The following is a 15,675-nucleotide window of genomic DNA, read 5'->3' as shown; positions in this document are numbered from 1 at the left end:
ATGAAGTATTTGCAAAAAGTAAAGTGTTACGATTACTCAAAGATTTAGTGGAGAAAAATCATTTATCTGCGATTGAAGCTATTCGAATAGGCAATGATCATGAGCTCTCTGTCCATGTAGAGTATGAAAAGGATGATGATCTGAAGCAATTAGCAGAATCATGTTTCTTAAACGTAAAAGCATTATATGAGGTTATACATTTCTTTATTGAGCGTTTCCAAAAGGAATGTTTCATTCGCATTCAACCAATTGACTTGGCTCGATTTAGATGGAGTATCCCCATAAATAGTGTAAAAATTAATAAGCTAATTCCTACAGAAATGGCTGGGGAGTTGTACAATCGGTTAGAAAATTCGTTTAAATCTCTTTCCAACCTGATCTTTGATATCACCGGGTTATTGCCGGTCGCTGCACCATATCTTAGAAAATTGGATGAGAAATCGAAGTATATTCTCCGACATACTGATCCTATTTTTAGATTACATGAGGCCACAAATTCTCTGCGTTATGCGTGTTATTTAATTGGAAGAGCGAAAGAGACAGACCAAGAGCTACATGATGTTACAGTATATTTTAAGAATATGGACTATACGTATTTTATCGAGTCTGCCATAATTCGAATTTATTCTGTATTTGATAAATTGGCAGTTATTTTACATCAGTATACTGGCTTGGGCAAAATCAGTACCTTCGAGCAATTTATACGGCACTACTCTGATCAGCCTGGTAAAAATCCTGAATTGTTATCTCATGCGTTATCCATATATGAAACGGAGGAATACAAAGAGTTACATCAACTACGACAGGATAATTTTCATCATATTGTGAAAGAAAATTATATTCATCGTGTCGATAGTGAATGGAGTCACTTTAATAACATGGTTAATGCGAGCAAGAATATTCAAATGTTGTATCCGTTGTTGGCGGAGATGTTGGATATCCTAAAAGCGAAACTGTTATCGAAAGAGGGGCTCTAAGAAACTGACTCGGAACAGAAGATGATAAGTTCGTCAATTAAGTTAAGCGGGTAGCTAAAGAAGTGGGTTGGTAGGACTCTAGGCTACTATCCCAAATAATTTAAGCATCACGCGGCGGTGAATTGTGGATTTGCCAACCCACGATTCGGAAAATCAAACCCTTGTCCATACAAAACAACTTGTTGGACAGGGATTCGCCACGCTTCAATTTGTGTAGAACCGTCAGCTACGTCTTAGAGACGATTTTGACGGTACTTATGCATCTTTTTGGGGTTGTAAGCAAGCAATTCGCTAAATTGAATGTTATGTAGTGAAAAACCATAACTATTAATGCTGGGCTAGGATTAATAGTGGTTTCAATCAGCGAGCGATATAATATTTCTGACTAGCATTGCATAATACGAAAGGTAATCCATAATCTGTCATATGGATTATTATGGTATAGTGAATTTATTAGCTATACGCATTTAACAATGTTAAGTCTGAGGGGTTGTTATTACAATGGAAGTTACTATATTAGGTAATAATAGTGGACCTGAGTATGAGGCGGCAGAGCAATTAGCCAAGGTTTTTAAGGAAGATCTCTTAATTGGCGAAAGTGGAAAGATTATTATTGCTGTTGGTGTAACATGTTTTGGACAAAAAGTAAAAGATATTGATCTTGTTGTTGTTGGTCAATTTGATAAAGGATTTAGAAGAAAAGTTAGCTCTAGAGCTATGAAAGATAGAACAGAAGAGAAACATGCAGAAAGGTCTGTATATTTTAATAATTTTTGCTTCTGCATTGAAGTCAAGGATCATCCGTCTGACAGGGTAATGTTTCAAGGAGGTCAGGCATTTGTTCGGTACAAAAATAATAATTTTCATAATGCAACAGTCCAATCTAATGAGCAGAAATATTCATTGTTAAGATATTTGCAAGATAAAATCAAACTAAAACGCGATCCACGTATTTGTAATTTTATATGGTTTCGTAATATGGAAAAGCCGAATAGTGTTTCATTACCACACAATTATTTATGGGCTAAACCTTCTTTAAGTGAAGTGCTGCAGCTAGCTTGCTTGCAAAATTTTCCTTCATACTTCAAAGGGTATTATTCATTCACGGCATTTGACAGATTTGACCCATTAATGGGTGACTTTAATAATGTCATTTCGTTTCTTTCCGATATACAAAAAGATGTTGGTCAGCTTACAAGAAGTCGATTAGAACGTATAACTAAAAAACTACTAAAAGATCAGCAATATGCTCAAGCAATAGGAAACAAACTAGTAGTAGTTCGAGGAAGAGCTGGTACAGGAAAAACGATCAAATTATTACATATGGCTTATGACCTTTGTGAACAAGATCATAGATGTTTGATTTTAACATACAATAAAGCACTAGTTTCAGATATTAAACGACTAATTGCTCTAGCTGGGATTAAGAACGATATTGCCGAAGCAACAATTGAAGTAAGAACTGTCCATTCCTTTTTATTTGATTTATTATTAGGCTTTGGGGTATTTAATACATCATTAGAAAAAGCTAAGCAAGAGTTTAAGCATAAATTGTTGAAAGACCCTGATATCACGAAAGTTAGCGAAGATGAAATAGCTAGAGAATTACTTAAGTTTGAAGAACGATTCTTTCTTAGTGAATATGAATCCCTAAAGAATGAACTAATTGATTATATAAAGCAAGGCATATTAACAGAGACAGATGTTCAAAGTTTGATGAAGAAGGAACATGAGCATTTGGACTGGGACTATATATTTATTGACGAATCCCAGGACTGGCCGGAGAATGAACGTGAAATCTTATTTTCCGTTTTTAAATCTAATCAGTTCATAATAGCTGACGGTGTGGATCAGTTAGTTCGTGGAATTCGCAGATCACAATGGACACGCGGAATTGAAAGTCACATAGATACAAAAGGACAACGGAAATCACTAAGGCAAAAGGCTAACCTATGTAGATTCAACAAGGCGTATTCTGATTATTTTGGGTTAAACTGGGATGTGGATCCGTCGACAGATCTTCCAGGAGGCAAAGTCATAATAACCACTAGGCCATATGATAAATTATTAAATGAAAGGCTAGTCCACCAATGTGAAGAAGATGGAAATAAGCCATATGAAATGATGTTTTTGGTACCACCGAGATTGGTGCAAAAGAAAGAAGTGAAATATCAAAAACGAGGGGTACAGTTAACAAAAACGATAAGTTGTTTTAGTCTGACAGAAGAATGGAAAGCACAAGGAACTGAAATTTGGGATGGTACAACCTCAGATTTAAGGACAGAATATCCAACAGATGTAAAACAACATCGGGTTTTGCAATACGACTCCTCTCGTGGTTTAGAAGGATGGATTGTTGTTTGTATGGAGATGGATGATTTTTTTGAGTATAAAGTAAAGACTTTTAAAGATGATGGAGAAGGACAGCAAACTTTAGCTTTAATCAGTAAAGATGAAGAAATATTAAACTGGGCACATCAATGGGTTATGATTCCTGCAACGAGAGCGATAGATACTTTAGTAATTCATTTAAGGCAAAAGAATTCAAGATTTGCTAACCTATTGAAGGAAGTTACAAAACAGTTTTCAGATTTTGTTGAGTGGCTTGATTAGCTATGGAGGATTATTACGCCACCTCACCAAACAATCTCAGCATCACGCGGCGGCAAATTGTGGATTTACCGAACCGCGGTTCGGAAAATCGAACCCTTTTCCATACAAAACGATAACATTTAATGCGGAACAGAGGTTCAGTTCGTTCTCAGATTAAACTTGTCCACTAAAATCTTAACAGTACCGTTGCTACCGTCTTGTTGACGCTATCGATGGTACTTTCGCTTTTATGGGGGCAGTCATAAAATCGGTATAGTTTTTGTCTCGTGAGATTCCCAAATTTATCTGCTAATTATTGAATATTACTGGTATAGTTAGTTTTATTGAACTGTAATAAGTGTATGGAGTTGGGCGAAGCGAAGTTCGGTGAGGAGAGAAAAAGAATGAGTAGTTTATTTCTAATAGGTACCGGCTTCGATCTTGCGCATGGAATGAAAATATCGTATGAGGACTTTCATCAATATCTTATTGATACTTATCCTGATGCACCTTTCGATGAATTTGTGATGCCAGAATCCAGCATATCGCCTGATGGGGATATAATTTACAACGATGATATTGTTATAAGTTTTCTCAGTGCAATTATTACCAATGCTGAGCCAAAAGGTGAGAAATGGAGTGATCTCGAAACATCAATTGATATTTTAGATTTAGACGATTATTTTGATGGTTGGAGCGCGGGTGAGGACGATAATCCTTATCACGAAGTTTATAGGAATCAGGACTTAGCTGCTAACCTTGTTGGAGCGATTTTAAAAATAACGGAATATTTCTCAGATTGGATCGACACAATTGAGATTACTGATATACTTTCAAAACCTGATTTTGAGAAATTAATAGTTAAAGAAAGTGATCTTTTCCTAACATTTAACTACACAATGACATTAGAAGAATTGTACGGGGCAATGAACGTTTGTCATATTCATGGGGAACAAGGCGCAGAACTACTGTTTGGGCACGGGAACGATAAAGACTATTACGATGAGAATATGAGTCGCAATGTTGGCTCTGAGGATTCGCTACAAGACATGCAACGCAGTCTTCGTAAGAACACGGCAGATGCAATTAAAGTAAATCAAGACTTTTTTAAAAACATTTCAAAATCAGTGAAAAATATTTACTCTTATGGGTTTTCATTTTCAAAAGTTGACAAAATATATATACAAAAAATATGTCGTAACCTACCTACCGCAAATGTTACATGGTATCTGAATGACTATGATAGTATCGCACAACGTAAGGAGTATGAAGAGGTAATAAAATCCTGCGGATTTAAAGGGGAATTTAATACTTATCATATTTCGTAAAATCGACGTACTGTTACCCATGAGAATCTAAGCTGCCTCCCCAAACATCCTGATCATCACGCGGCAGCGAATTGTGGATTGCCAAGAGTGGTTTCTTTCCATCTGGGGCAAACGCCACGCTTAATACCGAGTAAGTGGATTCATTGACACCCAGAGATGGCTTTTATATGGTAAGAGTAAGATGGTTTGAATGCATTCTGTGAAAGGAGACCGAACCTTGTACAAATCGGTAGTCAGAGACGGTAAGTTTCTTGTTCTTGTAGCTGACGGCGTTTTCGATAAGCAGTTAATGGAGTTACCGACAGAAGAACTTGCGGATAAAGTAGCATATGAACTCCAAAGTGCTTGGGAACATGGTATTGCTTGGGGAGTTCATCAAAAGCGGAAAGAGCCTAATGGTAGTGAGGAAGATGAAGATATCAGCGAAGTAATTCAAAAGCTAAGGACCATGAGTCCCGCGGAGCAAGAAGCTTATCATCAAAGGGTCAGTCGGCGCAATGAAAGAATTCAAAGGATCGAGGAAGCCAGAAGATGGAGGAATGTTTTAAGCTGGAAAAGTAAGTGAGGAGTTGGAATCAAACCACTATATTTATGTATTAGATCTACACAGTGGTATTAGGTTTTCCGTAATTCGGGTAAAGTATCGGGGTTGAAAGGACGTGAGTGATGAGGAAAAGGAATTAATTTAGTATCTCATTGAGTATTTGAAAGCTATTGCTCGCCAGTAGAATGTATGATTCTCCACGGAGTAGAATGTATGATTCTTTGCGGAGTAGAATGTATGGAACTACGATATGTAAAATTATTGATAGTAATGTGCCTGGAATTGATTCAGGTTCATCACTTCTTAATATAACTTTCAATATATTCGGATGCATCGAGAAAGTCCTCAAATTTCATACCATTAACTATTAGCGTTGTGACAAACGAATTACTAAAAAATCGATAATGATTGCGGTCGACTATACAGTATTCTTGTGATTCCATCGAACCGTATCCGTCATCTATGTAAACGTTTCCGCCACATATAGGACAAATAGCATCCTCGAGAAATATGCTTTTATTAACCCGCTTATTTTCATTCTGAGGGCCCATGTTATCATCTTCCTTTCAAAATTCAACTTTTATCCATTGCAATACCTTCTTTATTTATCCAGCAATACCCCTACTGCCATTCTGCTAATTCTTCGAACCAAGTGGATGGATCACCTGAAGATGGAGCTGCATATGAGTATATCCCTTTCGATTAATAAATCAAACCATTTCACCTTCTAATCTCAAATATTCCTCTCGAAGCTCGAGCAGATCAAAAAGACTTAACTTTTCAATTTCATGTAGTTCCATTGGAGAATAAATTTCACTAACGATGCCTTTTGCATGCAGCTCACGGGAAACCAGATGTCTCCATTTTTCAAACATTGAAGCAAGAATCTCTTGATCCTTACGGTCTGGACCGCCAATGATCATTCGATCTAGTGCATATCTCCCCAGAATGTCATCCAAAATGGTTCTCACTATTTTAAAAGCCAGATCGCCGGATGGCTTACTGTTTTCCATCATTTTGATCAACTCCTTTAATCAGAATACAAAATTAATAATTCCATATTAAAGCACTGCCCAATCATAAAGCATTAACGAGTTTATTACGAAATATATTAAAATTCACATCATCGAAGCAGACAAAATAAATTTGCTCGATTGTTGCTTGCTCGACACTCATAGGGTTTAAATAATCAAACAAAGCCTCAAGTGCAGTTTCAGCTGCGAGCTGTTTGGGGAAACGGTAAATCCCCGTGCTGATATTTGGAAAAGCAATGCTTTTGGCTTTATATTCCGAGGCAAGGCTAAGGGATTTTCTGTAGCAGCTCTTGAGTTTTTCAATTTCGTTGTTGTTACCGCCGTTCCATACAGGACCTACCGTATGGATGACATGGGATGCGGGAAGGTTGCCTGCCGTAGTAATGACTGCCTCACCGACAGCGCAGCCTCCTTGTCGTTCTCTTATCTTTACGCATTCCTCAAGAATGCTTTTACCACCAGCCTTATGAATTGCACCATCCACGCCACCGCCACCAAGTAAGCTTGTGTTCGCGGCATTAACAATTACGTCGGCTGTTACTTTCGTAATGTCTCCTTGAATCAACGTAATGATTGTTTGATTGACCTTTATGTAGTCCTCCATATTTCTCCTCCAACAGCAAAATTCATTACCAACTACGAAGAAAGTTCCTCATCGGCCGTAATGACCCCGTAGCGCTCCAAAGCTTTCGTTGATGATTCCAACATACGTCTTTTCAAATATTCGCCTTCAACCACCCGAACCCGCTTCCCCAGAAAACGGATCTTGGAAAGTAAATACTCCATTTCGTCCCCAAGCAAAGAAACATGGACTAAATAGGTATCGTTCTCCATATCGTACTCCACATTTTTTTCGAAGCTGGAGAAGGCATACAGGATACGGGACAATTCAGAGTTATAAATTCGGACAATTTCAATGACAACTTTACTTTTACGCGATTCAAGAGTTTTTCCGATCCTTTTAATAATGCTTTCCGTTGTCGACGGATCAATAAGTTCTGGTGTGACAGAATGGATCTTCTTCAGCCTAGTGCTCATGATGGCGTGATGGCGGATGTGATACCAGAGCAAGTACCATTCTCTTTTGACCATGGAGTATTCCAGTTTGTAGGGAAAGCCCGAATGCTCTGTATTTATACGCCCACCTTTGATCTCGTACGTTATACGTATGCCCGTCTTATTCATGATGTGACGACGCAAAGGCCGCAGGAGCGGGGGGTAGACCTGCTTTTCCATTGTACGGGCTTTTTCAATCAAGTGGTGGGAAATATCCATCATCTGATCAGATTCGAGGGCTGAACGCAGCATGTCCAAAGTGTCCGCAGTGAAAGCATCTGTCGCCGCGGGATGCTCCAGCATGGTCTTCAGCCACGCCCGTTCGTGCGAGGTGACCATAAAGGTACCGGAGTCCTCCAGCCGGGAGATGATCTGGTGATTGAATATTTTCTCAAACAGATTCATAGTAAGACTGAATCTCCTTCCATTCGGCAATCATTTCACGGCGGAGTCGAACAGGCTCCAGAATCTCGCAGCTGGAACCGAAACTCCGCAGCCACGGCTTGATCTCGGTAGTTCCGTTTACGGTTATCTCGTAAATAAATGAATGTTCATCTTCAAACACAATCTGTCCCCACTGTCCCTGCAGCATAACCCGCTCTTTGACGAAGTTAGGTTCAGAACTTTCCGGATTGTAAAATCTGGCGCGCACCGTCACCGGACGTCCGGTATCGATCAGCCAACTGTAGCGTATTTTCTCGGCAAGCTCGCTTTTCTTTTCCTCATACCAGGTCTCGTCCACGGTTTCATCTTCTTCGATTTGTGTGATTCCTTCCATTCGGTATTTCCGAATCCCCTCCCTACCGTGGGAAAGGAGATACCATCTTCCATATTGATGATCATAGACAATCTTAAGGGGCAACGTCTTTTCAGCTTTGCCCTCCGTATCCCGTTCAAACAGGGGATTGGTGTTTTTGGAGGCGTAGCTTTTTTCAGACTTCGGTGAGAAGTATAAAAAACGGACTTTGCGGCGGTGACGGATGGCATGGAAGAGCGTGAACAGATGTGCCTCATCTAGGATCCGCGAGTAATAGTGATATTTATATAAAAATGGTTCTACAGCATATTGCTCGACTTGATTGCGCAAAAGATGCTTCTTGAGCCCATCACGCAAAAGGTAACCTTGAACAGAAGGGACCTGTGTGTTCGCCATCACATCTACAAAATCATATAAATCGAGAAGCTCTTCATCCGATAAGTTGCGAATCAAGTCGTCTTGAATGCGATACCGGAAGGGGCGAGGACCACGCTCCCTCTTGATGACTCCGACTTCCTCTCCAAGTACTTGAGGTCCGACCGAATGGTCTTCTCGTCTGGCAGAGGTAGATCGGAAGGCAGACTGCTGAAGCATATGTCCAAGAGCTTCATCGCAGTCAAAACCTGCTCATTCATCGCGGCTAAAAGCAGTGAGATTCTTTGGCTTTCGGATTCCTTGACGGATTTAGCGCGAAACAGAAACAAGAGCAGCGGGTCAGTGGAGTCATAATAGCTGAACCGAAGGGTTTCAGAAAATTCTTTGCTCTGTTCCTGTGATAAGTTCTGGTGCACGGAGCTGACGACCTCTTTGAGCCGCCTGATCGTTTTATCAAAAGTGTGGACGGAAATGCCCAATCTTTCTGCGAATTGTTGCCTGCTGAACGCACCACTTGTCAGCACCAACATACGCAGGAATTGAACTTCTTTATCAAAGCTTTCCTTGGCCAAAGGTATCCCCCGTTCAAATGAAACATCTTCTTCCATTGTAGCAGGGGAGGGAACTGGATGAAATGGAAAACTTTATGCCCAGTCGTAATACTTTCGCCATGTTCGTTACTCCAAAAATAAGCGAATATAGATACAGAAGCCGATACGACTATGCGGCGGCTAAAAAGATCATCGAGGCGCATGGAAGGGTTACTTCGACTTCTAATCGGCTTGTCGTTGGTTCGAGTCCAACTTTCTCCAATGGAGGAATAGCTCAGTTGGTAGAGCAGCATGTACCTTTCCGACCAACTTCCTCGATGATCATTAAAAAAGGAATAGCGAAGCGAGGCGCCAGAAAGGGTTCCTTCGACTTATATGGGATAAGTATTGATGGTGTCTGTCTTGGCACTAACGGCCTTTTCAATCATTTCCTCGCTTCGTTAAGATATAACTTAAGCAGCTGGTGAGGCGCTGGGATGGGTTACTTCGAGCTTAATCGACCAATGTTTAACCCGGGCAATACGGCAGGTTCGACTCCTGCAGCAAACCTATCCCGCTTTTTCCTCACCATTGCTACAAAGCGTATGCTTACGATGCCAGTTTTCTTCGAAAACTTTGAGGAGGTCAATCCAGTATGAGTATGGCAAAAAAACTGTTCGGTTCGCTTAGACCGAATACATTTAATAAAGATCACTATCCAGCATTCGCAAGATCTCTGGAGGAGCAGTATTTACAGACGCTGCTGACCAATACCATGAGTAATACCTTTTACGCGGATCAAAATGAACTGCTATCCGATGCAGAACAGCTTCATCAAGAGATGGCGAACAGTAACCCGAATTTTATGGCTAAGGCAATTATATTTGCTCGGAACGAGGGCTTTATGAGACTGCAGCCGTTGTTTGGCTTGGCGGTTCTCTCGATTTATCGACCGGATTTGTTTGCGAAGATCTTCCTGCTCGTAGTTCGGATTCCTTCCGATTTATCCGACTTCCTAATGATATTGAAAGGTATGGGGCGTGGAGAGGGCGGCCGTGCTGTCAAGCGGCGGGTAAACCGTTTCTTGGCCGGAGTGTCCGAATATTGGGCTATTAAATATAACGGCCGTGGACGCGGCTACAGTCTGGGTGATGCCATTGCAACCGCACATCCGAAGCCGGAAGACTTGAAGCAGCAAGCATTGTTCCGATATTTGCGTGGACTGGAGGCAAACCTTGCCTTGCTGCCTCAAGTCGAGGCTCTGGAAAATCTGAAGCTCGCCTCAACCGAGGAAGAGCTGATCGCGTGGATTGAACGTGGCAAGCTTCCTTATGAAACGGTTACGGGTGCAATCAAGCCGTCCAAAGCCGTTTGGGAAGCGCTGCTTTACCAGATGCCGACATTTGCGCTGCTCCGGCATATGAATGCTTTGCAGCGAGCCGGGGTTTTGGAAGAAAAACGTAACCTGGACTATGTCGTGAACCGCATAACCGATGAACAGGCACTGAAGAAGGCTAAAATCCTGCCATTCCGGTTAGCGACGGCTTTCCGCCAGGTGGATCATCCGGAGTTACGGGATGCTTTGCGAGAAGCTGCCGAGCTTACATTCAACAACCTACCTGAATTCGGAGAAAAGACGGCAATTTTCCTTGATATCTCCGGCTCGATGAACGGCCAGTACTTAGAGATCGGTTCGGTGTTTGCATTGGCATTATATAAAAAGACGCAGGGCAGTTCGTTGTTCTGGCTGTTTGATACGGAGGTTGTGGATGCTCGGCCTTCCCGCAAAGACAGTATCTTAACCCAGGCGGCGCAAATCCATGCTCGTGGAGGAACCGATACAGGTGCGCCTGTTCGGAAGCTGATCCAAGAGCGGCAGAAGGTAGATCAAATCATCATCATCACGGATGAGCAGCAAAATAGCGGCAGTCCGTTTTATGAGCAGCTGAAACTATACCGTTCGAAAGTAAACCGGGACGTGAAGGCATTTATTGTGGATATTGCTCCGTACCGGCATGCAATGGTACCGGATCAAGATCCTCAGACCTTTTACATTTATGGTTGGAGTGATACTGTGCTTTCCTATATCGCGCAGTCAGTTAAGGGCTATTCTTCGCTGGTGGAGCGGGTAGAAGCGATTGAAGTAGGGTAGTTAAACGATGCGCTCTTTTTATTAGGTAAAAAATCAATTAAGGAGTAAAAACATGACGAGTATTATTATGGATAAATATAATTATTACGCTTATATTGGGGTCTTTGACAAGAAAGATTACGAACATCTTTCGCTTATTATGGATACAAATACTGCCATAAATTTGGAGAAGTATTATTATAAACCCAAATCCTTAAATAACAATAGTTTAGAAGCCACTAGGGATTTTTTGTTGACTAATTTTACCTCAGACACCATATTTGGATTTGCTTTACAAGAAGCATGTTGGGATTACAATCTTGCTAGTATCAATGACGTACAGTTTCAGAAGATGTCGTTAGCGTTAGAGAATCAATATTCCTGGAATAAAGAGAAAATAATTTCTCATGCACAATCGCCAGGCATAGCGTTTAATGGCTCACCGTACAGAGAGAAGGTAACTACTTTTACTTCAATTTTGGATCATCTGCACAGTAATCCATTATTGGCCGGAAGTTATGCCAGTGTATTAAAGATAATGTTACTCCAAAAAAGGGCTAAATCTAACAAACTGAAGTTAATCGATGAGTATGTTCATTTTGTTAACTACGAACTAATGGCTGATTTAGCATTGGAAACACAAGTAGCGTTCTATTACCTTCTTGGTAACCCTAATATGCAAGAAATCGGTGATAGGATATTCAAATTTGACTCTAAAAAAGTTCCTGTACTTCTTAATGCATGGAACACAGCGTGGGATTTTTTTTATTTGCGGTTATTACAGCGTAGTTTTTTTGAGAATAGCTTCTTAAATTCTATATCTCCAAAATTAGTAACTGCTGATAAAGGGATAATAGGTCTAGCAAGTTTATGTTCACTCGAAGGTGTGATAAGTACTATAGATGCTCCACTCCCTCTCATTAGTTTTAATTATGAGAACATAAGACCTGAATATATGACGGAGGCAGAGCGAATAAATAAAGATTTATACTTTGGAAGTATACAGAGGGAATTAAGAAGAAGAGAAATTCCTAATTTAGATCTTCATGTAAAAACATTAATTCATAAGCTAGAGCAGGAATTGTTAAGTGTTTCGGAATTGTAAGATTTGCCTAAAAGATTATGAGCATGCTCCGCAGGTGTTGTTTGCTTACGTGAGGCTAACCCGGGAGATAGGGAGAGCCGCCAAGCATTTGTCAGCCATATTTAGCATTTACGACTTCTTGGCTCAGGATGAGGAGAAGTGGGCCGTTCGAATGTCGGCGGGGTGGAGCGAGCAGTTAAGAACCGATATTAGCGATGCTTGCCAATCGATTATGGCCGACACCAAGTGGGTGAGCATCGTTATGGATGCTGTTAGCGGCGGTGATTCGTCGGGCCGTTACTATGGCGTCGCTTGTGCCGAAAAGCTTGGCATAGATATTTGGAACACTCTCTTTGATCAGCTTGCCGAAAACCCGTTGCAGGATTTTCATTTTATACAGCTCATGAAATCGAATGATCCAAACCGAATTCGGAAGTTTGTTCAATTCGCCACCGAGCATCTCCCTCTGCAGCAAATCGCTACGGGTCCCAGGAATGAGATGGGATTTGGCAAAGAATATGCAGCACATAGGAATTTGGGCGCTATTTTGCAGAGCTTGGATCTGTTCGAGGGGATTGGTACGGAATTGATCTTCACTGGCCTGAACAGTCCAGTGATCTCAAATCGAAACATGGCGATCAAGGCATTAGAGGGCTGGGACGTTGCTTCTTGGGGTGAGCGGCTTGTTGAAGCGGTCATTCACTTATCAGAGGTGGAGCCTGAAGACTCGGTAAAAGAACGACTTCACAGACTCCGAGAGGCAAAAAGTTTGTAAGTATGGGGAAAACAGTCATTATGTAGGAGTTGAATGTGGTATGGGCTTATCAAAACATAGACGGCGTGCGTGTTTGGGGTAATCCCGACAGCGGGGCGCTTGCCCAAGCAAAAACTTGCACGGAAACCGGCAATGTGGTGCAAACCCTGCTCATGGCAGATCATCATAAAGGCTTCAGTCAGCCGATCGGTGGGGTTGTTGTATACGATGGGCAAATCTCTCCCTCGGGCGTTGGTTATGATATTGCGTGCGGAAATAAAGCGGTGCGAACTAGCTTGTTTACCCATGATATAAAACCCGGATTGAAGAAGATTATGGATGAGATCGCTCGCAAAATCTCCTTCGGAGTAGGACGTGTCAATAATGAGAAGGTTGATAATGACCTTTTCGACGATCCGGATTGGGCCGTTTACAGGGCGGTTGGCAAACAGGAGCACGACAAGCTGAAAGCATTGGCACAGAGTCAGCTCGGCACAGTCGGCAGCGGCAACCATTTCGTAGACTTGTTTGAAGAGGCGGAAACTGGCCGTTTGTGGATTGCTAATCATTTCGGGAGCCGAGGCTTTGGGCATAAAACGGCGAGCGGTTTTATCAACCTAGCTGCAGGCAGAGAGTTTCTCGCAAACGCCCCCGGTGAAAAGATGGATCAGCCACCAATACTGCTGAATTTGAACAGCGAACTGGGCGATATGTATTACAGAGCAATGAAACTGGCTGGACGTTATGCCTATGCCGGTAGGGATTATGTGATTCGGCAAGTATTATCCATACTGGGGACGGAAGCGGACATTGAAGTGCATAACCATCATAACTATGCTTGGAAAGAGACGCACAACGGTAAAGAAGTGGTCGTCGTTCGCAAAGGGGCAACCCCTTCTGCACCCGGTCAGATTGGTTTTATCGGCGGCAGTATGGGAGATATATCTGTAATCGTAATAGGGAAGGACAGTATAGAGAACAGAGAGTCTTACTACAGCACCGTTCATGGAGCGGGACGAATCATGAGCCGGACCCAAGCTGCAGGGAAAATGAATTGGAAAACCCGCACCCGAAGCGGCGGTCAAATAACTACGGAGCAAATGATGGAGGCTGTTCGGGATTTTGGTGTTGAGCTGCGCGGCGCAGGTACTGACGAAAGTCCGTTTGTTTACCGGAAACTTCAAGAAGTACTGGATGCACATGCCGAAACAATCGGGATCATGCATGTGCTGAAACCGATTGGTGTTTGCATGGCTGGAGCGGATGAGTTTGATCCGTATAAGGATTGATGCATTTCCAATAGCTCATCGATTTGAGGTGATTATATATGTTTATTCAAGTTAGTAGTTTCATCACGCCCGGCCTGTAAGGGATGACTAAATCCCTTTGGCTCCTTTGCAGGCTGGGCCTTTTCCCAAGGGGCGTGATGGAATGAAAAACAAATCTAGTAATCGGAATCGAGCGTATTATCGGCACCATCGAAAAAGGGTGATCCAGCGAAAGAGCAAGATCGCTAAGCAGCTTGGATGGCACTTAAAGTTTGCCGGGAAGCTTGCTAAGGGTAAGATTCATTGTTCCTGTTCCTATTGCAGGAGTAAGACGAGGGAACTAGGATTGCCTAAGTCTGATCTCGTAAGGCTAGATCATATGGTTGAAATTTATGATTTGGATGAATAGTATATTATCTTTTCGAAACGGGATACGGCCGTAGATGTAATGTCTACGTCCGTTTATATTTACGGAATAAGAATAAGGGTCCCTGACTTTCAATAATGAATACGTATAGGGTCAAGGGACTAGTAGGTTTTACGGATTCTATTCAATGTAACAAAAGATACAACATTGGAAACGATCATAATTAGAGCGACCAGTAGTTTATACATCTGAAATGAATATTGTATAAAAATATCGGACATGATCAGGAGGCTAATAAGCATGCATACGATTGAAAACGAAAGTCTTGCTGAGGACCCCCTTATCTTCTCGCCCCGCTCATCCATTCCTTCCTCTTTCGAAAATTTCCATTCATAATAAAGATTGTATGCGACGACAACCAAAGCAATGGACCAAACGGCTACTTCTAACCACTTCATTCTAATTCCTCCTCCTCATATTCCTCATACTGAAATACTTCTGTGATTTCAATGCCAAATAATTTAGCAATTTTAAAGGCAAGGACTAAGGATGGGTTGTATTTATTTGCTTCGATTGAAGCGATGGTTTGTCTGCTGACACCTAAACGATCAGCAAGTTCTTGTTGTGACCATTTTTTGGTGGCCCTTAAGAGGTATACGTTATTTTGAAGCTCTCCATTGATCTCCATATTTCCCCTCCTCATCTCCTATTGTAATAAATATTTACCAATATGTAAATTATTTTTGTCAGTTTATAATTTATTTTATTCATTTTTATGGATGTTCTTAGTTGTGTAGTTAAGTCTTTTCTGATCTGCAGAGATGCCTAAAAGTTAGGTACAGTGGTATTGGACTCTTCTAAAAATATAAAAAGAGCCC

General features: G+C 41.4%; 14 protein-coding genes and 1 pseudogene. 9 read left to right on the top strand and 6 right to left on the bottom strand.

Annotation, left to right across the window (positions count from 1 at the left end; translation table 11 throughout):
• The first annotated feature begins 23 nt into the window (after nucleotides 1–23).
• The 4 genes from WMW72_RS23610 to WMW72_RS23595 all read left to right on the top strand — a co-directional run bounded on the left by WMW72_RS23610 (nucleotide 24) and on the right by WMW72_RS23595 (nucleotide 5,462).
• Complete coding sequence (locus tag WMW72_RS23610; protein WP_341418037.1) at nucleotides 24–977, top strand: Cthe_2314 family HEPN domain-containing protein; 954 nt, start codon at nucleotides 24–26, stop codon at nucleotides 975–977.
• A gap of 501 nt (nucleotides 978–1,478) precedes the next feature.
• Nucleotides 1,479–3,590: an AAA family ATPase gene (locus WMW72_RS23605; protein ID WP_341418036.1), complete on the top strand. Its 2,112-nt coding sequence runs from the start codon at nucleotides 1,479–1,481 to the stop codon at nucleotides 3,588–3,590.
• Between the two features lie 383 nt (nucleotides 3,591–3,973).
• Nucleotides 3,974–4,897 (top strand): bacteriophage abortive infection AbiH family protein, encoded by a 924-nt coding sequence (locus tag WMW72_RS23600; RefSeq protein WP_341418035.1) that lies wholly within the window; start codon nucleotides 3,974–3,976, stop codon nucleotides 4,895–4,897.
• A gap of 217 nt (nucleotides 4,898–5,114) precedes the next feature.
• The gene (locus WMW72_RS23595; protein ID WP_341418034.1) at nucleotides 5,115–5,462 is read left to right on the top strand and encodes a hypothetical protein; all 348 of its coding nucleotides are present in this window, start codon (nucleotides 5,115–5,117) and stop codon (nucleotides 5,460–5,462) included.
• Nucleotides 5,463–6,151: 689 nt separating this feature from the next.
• On the opposite strand, the gene WMW72_RS23590 is transcribed toward WMW72_RS23595, so the two are convergent.
• From WMW72_RS23590 to WMW72_RS23575, 4 genes and pseudogenes are all read right to left on the bottom strand, one after another.
• Entirely contained in the window at nucleotides 6,152–6,457 is a 306-nt protein-coding gene (locus tag WMW72_RS23590; protein WP_341418033.1) for a hypothetical protein, read from the bottom strand.
• Nucleotides 6,458–6,518: 61 nt separating this feature from the next.
• The gene (locus tag WMW72_RS23585) at nucleotides 6,519–7,079 is read right to left on the bottom strand and encodes an O-acetyl-ADP-ribose deacetylase (RefSeq protein WP_341418032.1); all 561 of its coding nucleotides are present in this window, start codon (nucleotides 7,077–7,079) and stop codon (nucleotides 6,519–6,521) included.
• 32 nt (nucleotides 7,080–7,111) lie between these two features.
• Nucleotides 7,112–7,936, bottom strand: coding sequence for a WYL domain-containing protein (locus WMW72_RS23580; protein WP_341418031.1), 825 nt, complete (start codon nucleotides 7,934–7,936; stop codon nucleotides 7,112–7,114).
• Nucleotides 7,923–9,235: pseudogene (locus WMW72_RS23575) on the bottom strand (helix-turn-helix transcriptional regulator). Before WMW72_RS23575 ends, WMW72_RS23580 begins: the two are co-directional and overlap by 14 nt.
• A gap of 62 nt (nucleotides 9,236–9,297) precedes the next feature.
• On the opposite strand from WMW72_RS23575, the gene WMW72_RS23570 reads away from it, so the two are divergent.
• The 5 genes from WMW72_RS23570 (at nucleotide 9,298) to WMW72_RS23550 (ending at nucleotide 14,451) form a co-directional block, all read left to right on the top strand.
• The gene (locus tag WMW72_RS23570) at nucleotides 9,298–9,681 is read left to right on the top strand and encodes a hypothetical protein (RefSeq protein WP_341418030.1); all 384 of its coding nucleotides are present in this window, start codon (nucleotides 9,298–9,300) and stop codon (nucleotides 9,679–9,681) included.
• 167 nt (nucleotides 9,682–9,848) lie between these two features.
• Nucleotides 9,849–11,345 (top strand): TROVE domain-containing protein, encoded by a 1,497-nt coding sequence (locus tag WMW72_RS23565; RefSeq protein ID WP_341418029.1) that lies wholly within the window; start codon nucleotides 9,849–9,851, stop codon nucleotides 11,343–11,345.
• 52 nt (nucleotides 11,346–11,397) lie between these two features.
• The gene (locus WMW72_RS23560; RefSeq protein ID WP_341418028.1) at nucleotides 11,398–12,429 is read left to right on the top strand and encodes a hypothetical protein; all 1,032 of its coding nucleotides are present in this window, start codon (nucleotides 11,398–11,400) and stop codon (nucleotides 12,427–12,429) included.
• 118 nt (nucleotides 12,430–12,547) lie between these two features.
• A complete protein-coding gene (locus WMW72_RS23555; protein ID WP_341418027.1) occupies nucleotides 12,548–13,183 on the top strand; it encodes a hypothetical protein in 636 nt (211 codons plus the stop codon).
• 35 nt (nucleotides 13,184–13,218) lie between these two features.
• Nucleotides 13,219–14,451, top strand: coding sequence for an RtcB family protein (locus tag WMW72_RS23550; RefSeq protein WP_423227594.1), 1,233 nt, complete (start codon nucleotides 13,219–13,221; stop codon nucleotides 14,449–14,451).
• Nucleotides 14,452–14,958: 507 nt separating this feature from the next.
• Here WMW72_RS23550 and WMW72_RS23545 read toward each other — a convergent pair.
• Nucleotides 14,959–15,255 (bottom strand): hypothetical protein, encoded by a 297-nt coding sequence (locus WMW72_RS23545; RefSeq protein ID WP_341418025.1) that lies wholly within the window; start codon nucleotides 15,253–15,255, stop codon nucleotides 14,959–14,961.
• Nucleotides 15,252–15,485: a helix-turn-helix transcriptional regulator gene (locus tag WMW72_RS23540; RefSeq protein WP_341418024.1), complete on the bottom strand. Its 234-nt coding sequence runs from the start codon at nucleotides 15,483–15,485 to the stop codon at nucleotides 15,252–15,254. The genes WMW72_RS23545 and WMW72_RS23540 overlap by 4 nt, the downstream gene beginning before the upstream one ends.
• Nucleotides 15,486–15,675: the final 190 nt, after the last annotated feature.

It is taken from the genome of Paenibacillus filicis (genome assembly GCF_038070315.1).
GTDB classification, from domain to species: Bacteria; Bacillota; Bacilli; order Paenibacillales; family NBRC-103111; genus Paenibacillus_G; species Paenibacillus_G filicis.
Note: the sequence above shows the minus strand (reverse complement) of the source record. Positions and strands in the feature narration are given on the sequence as shown.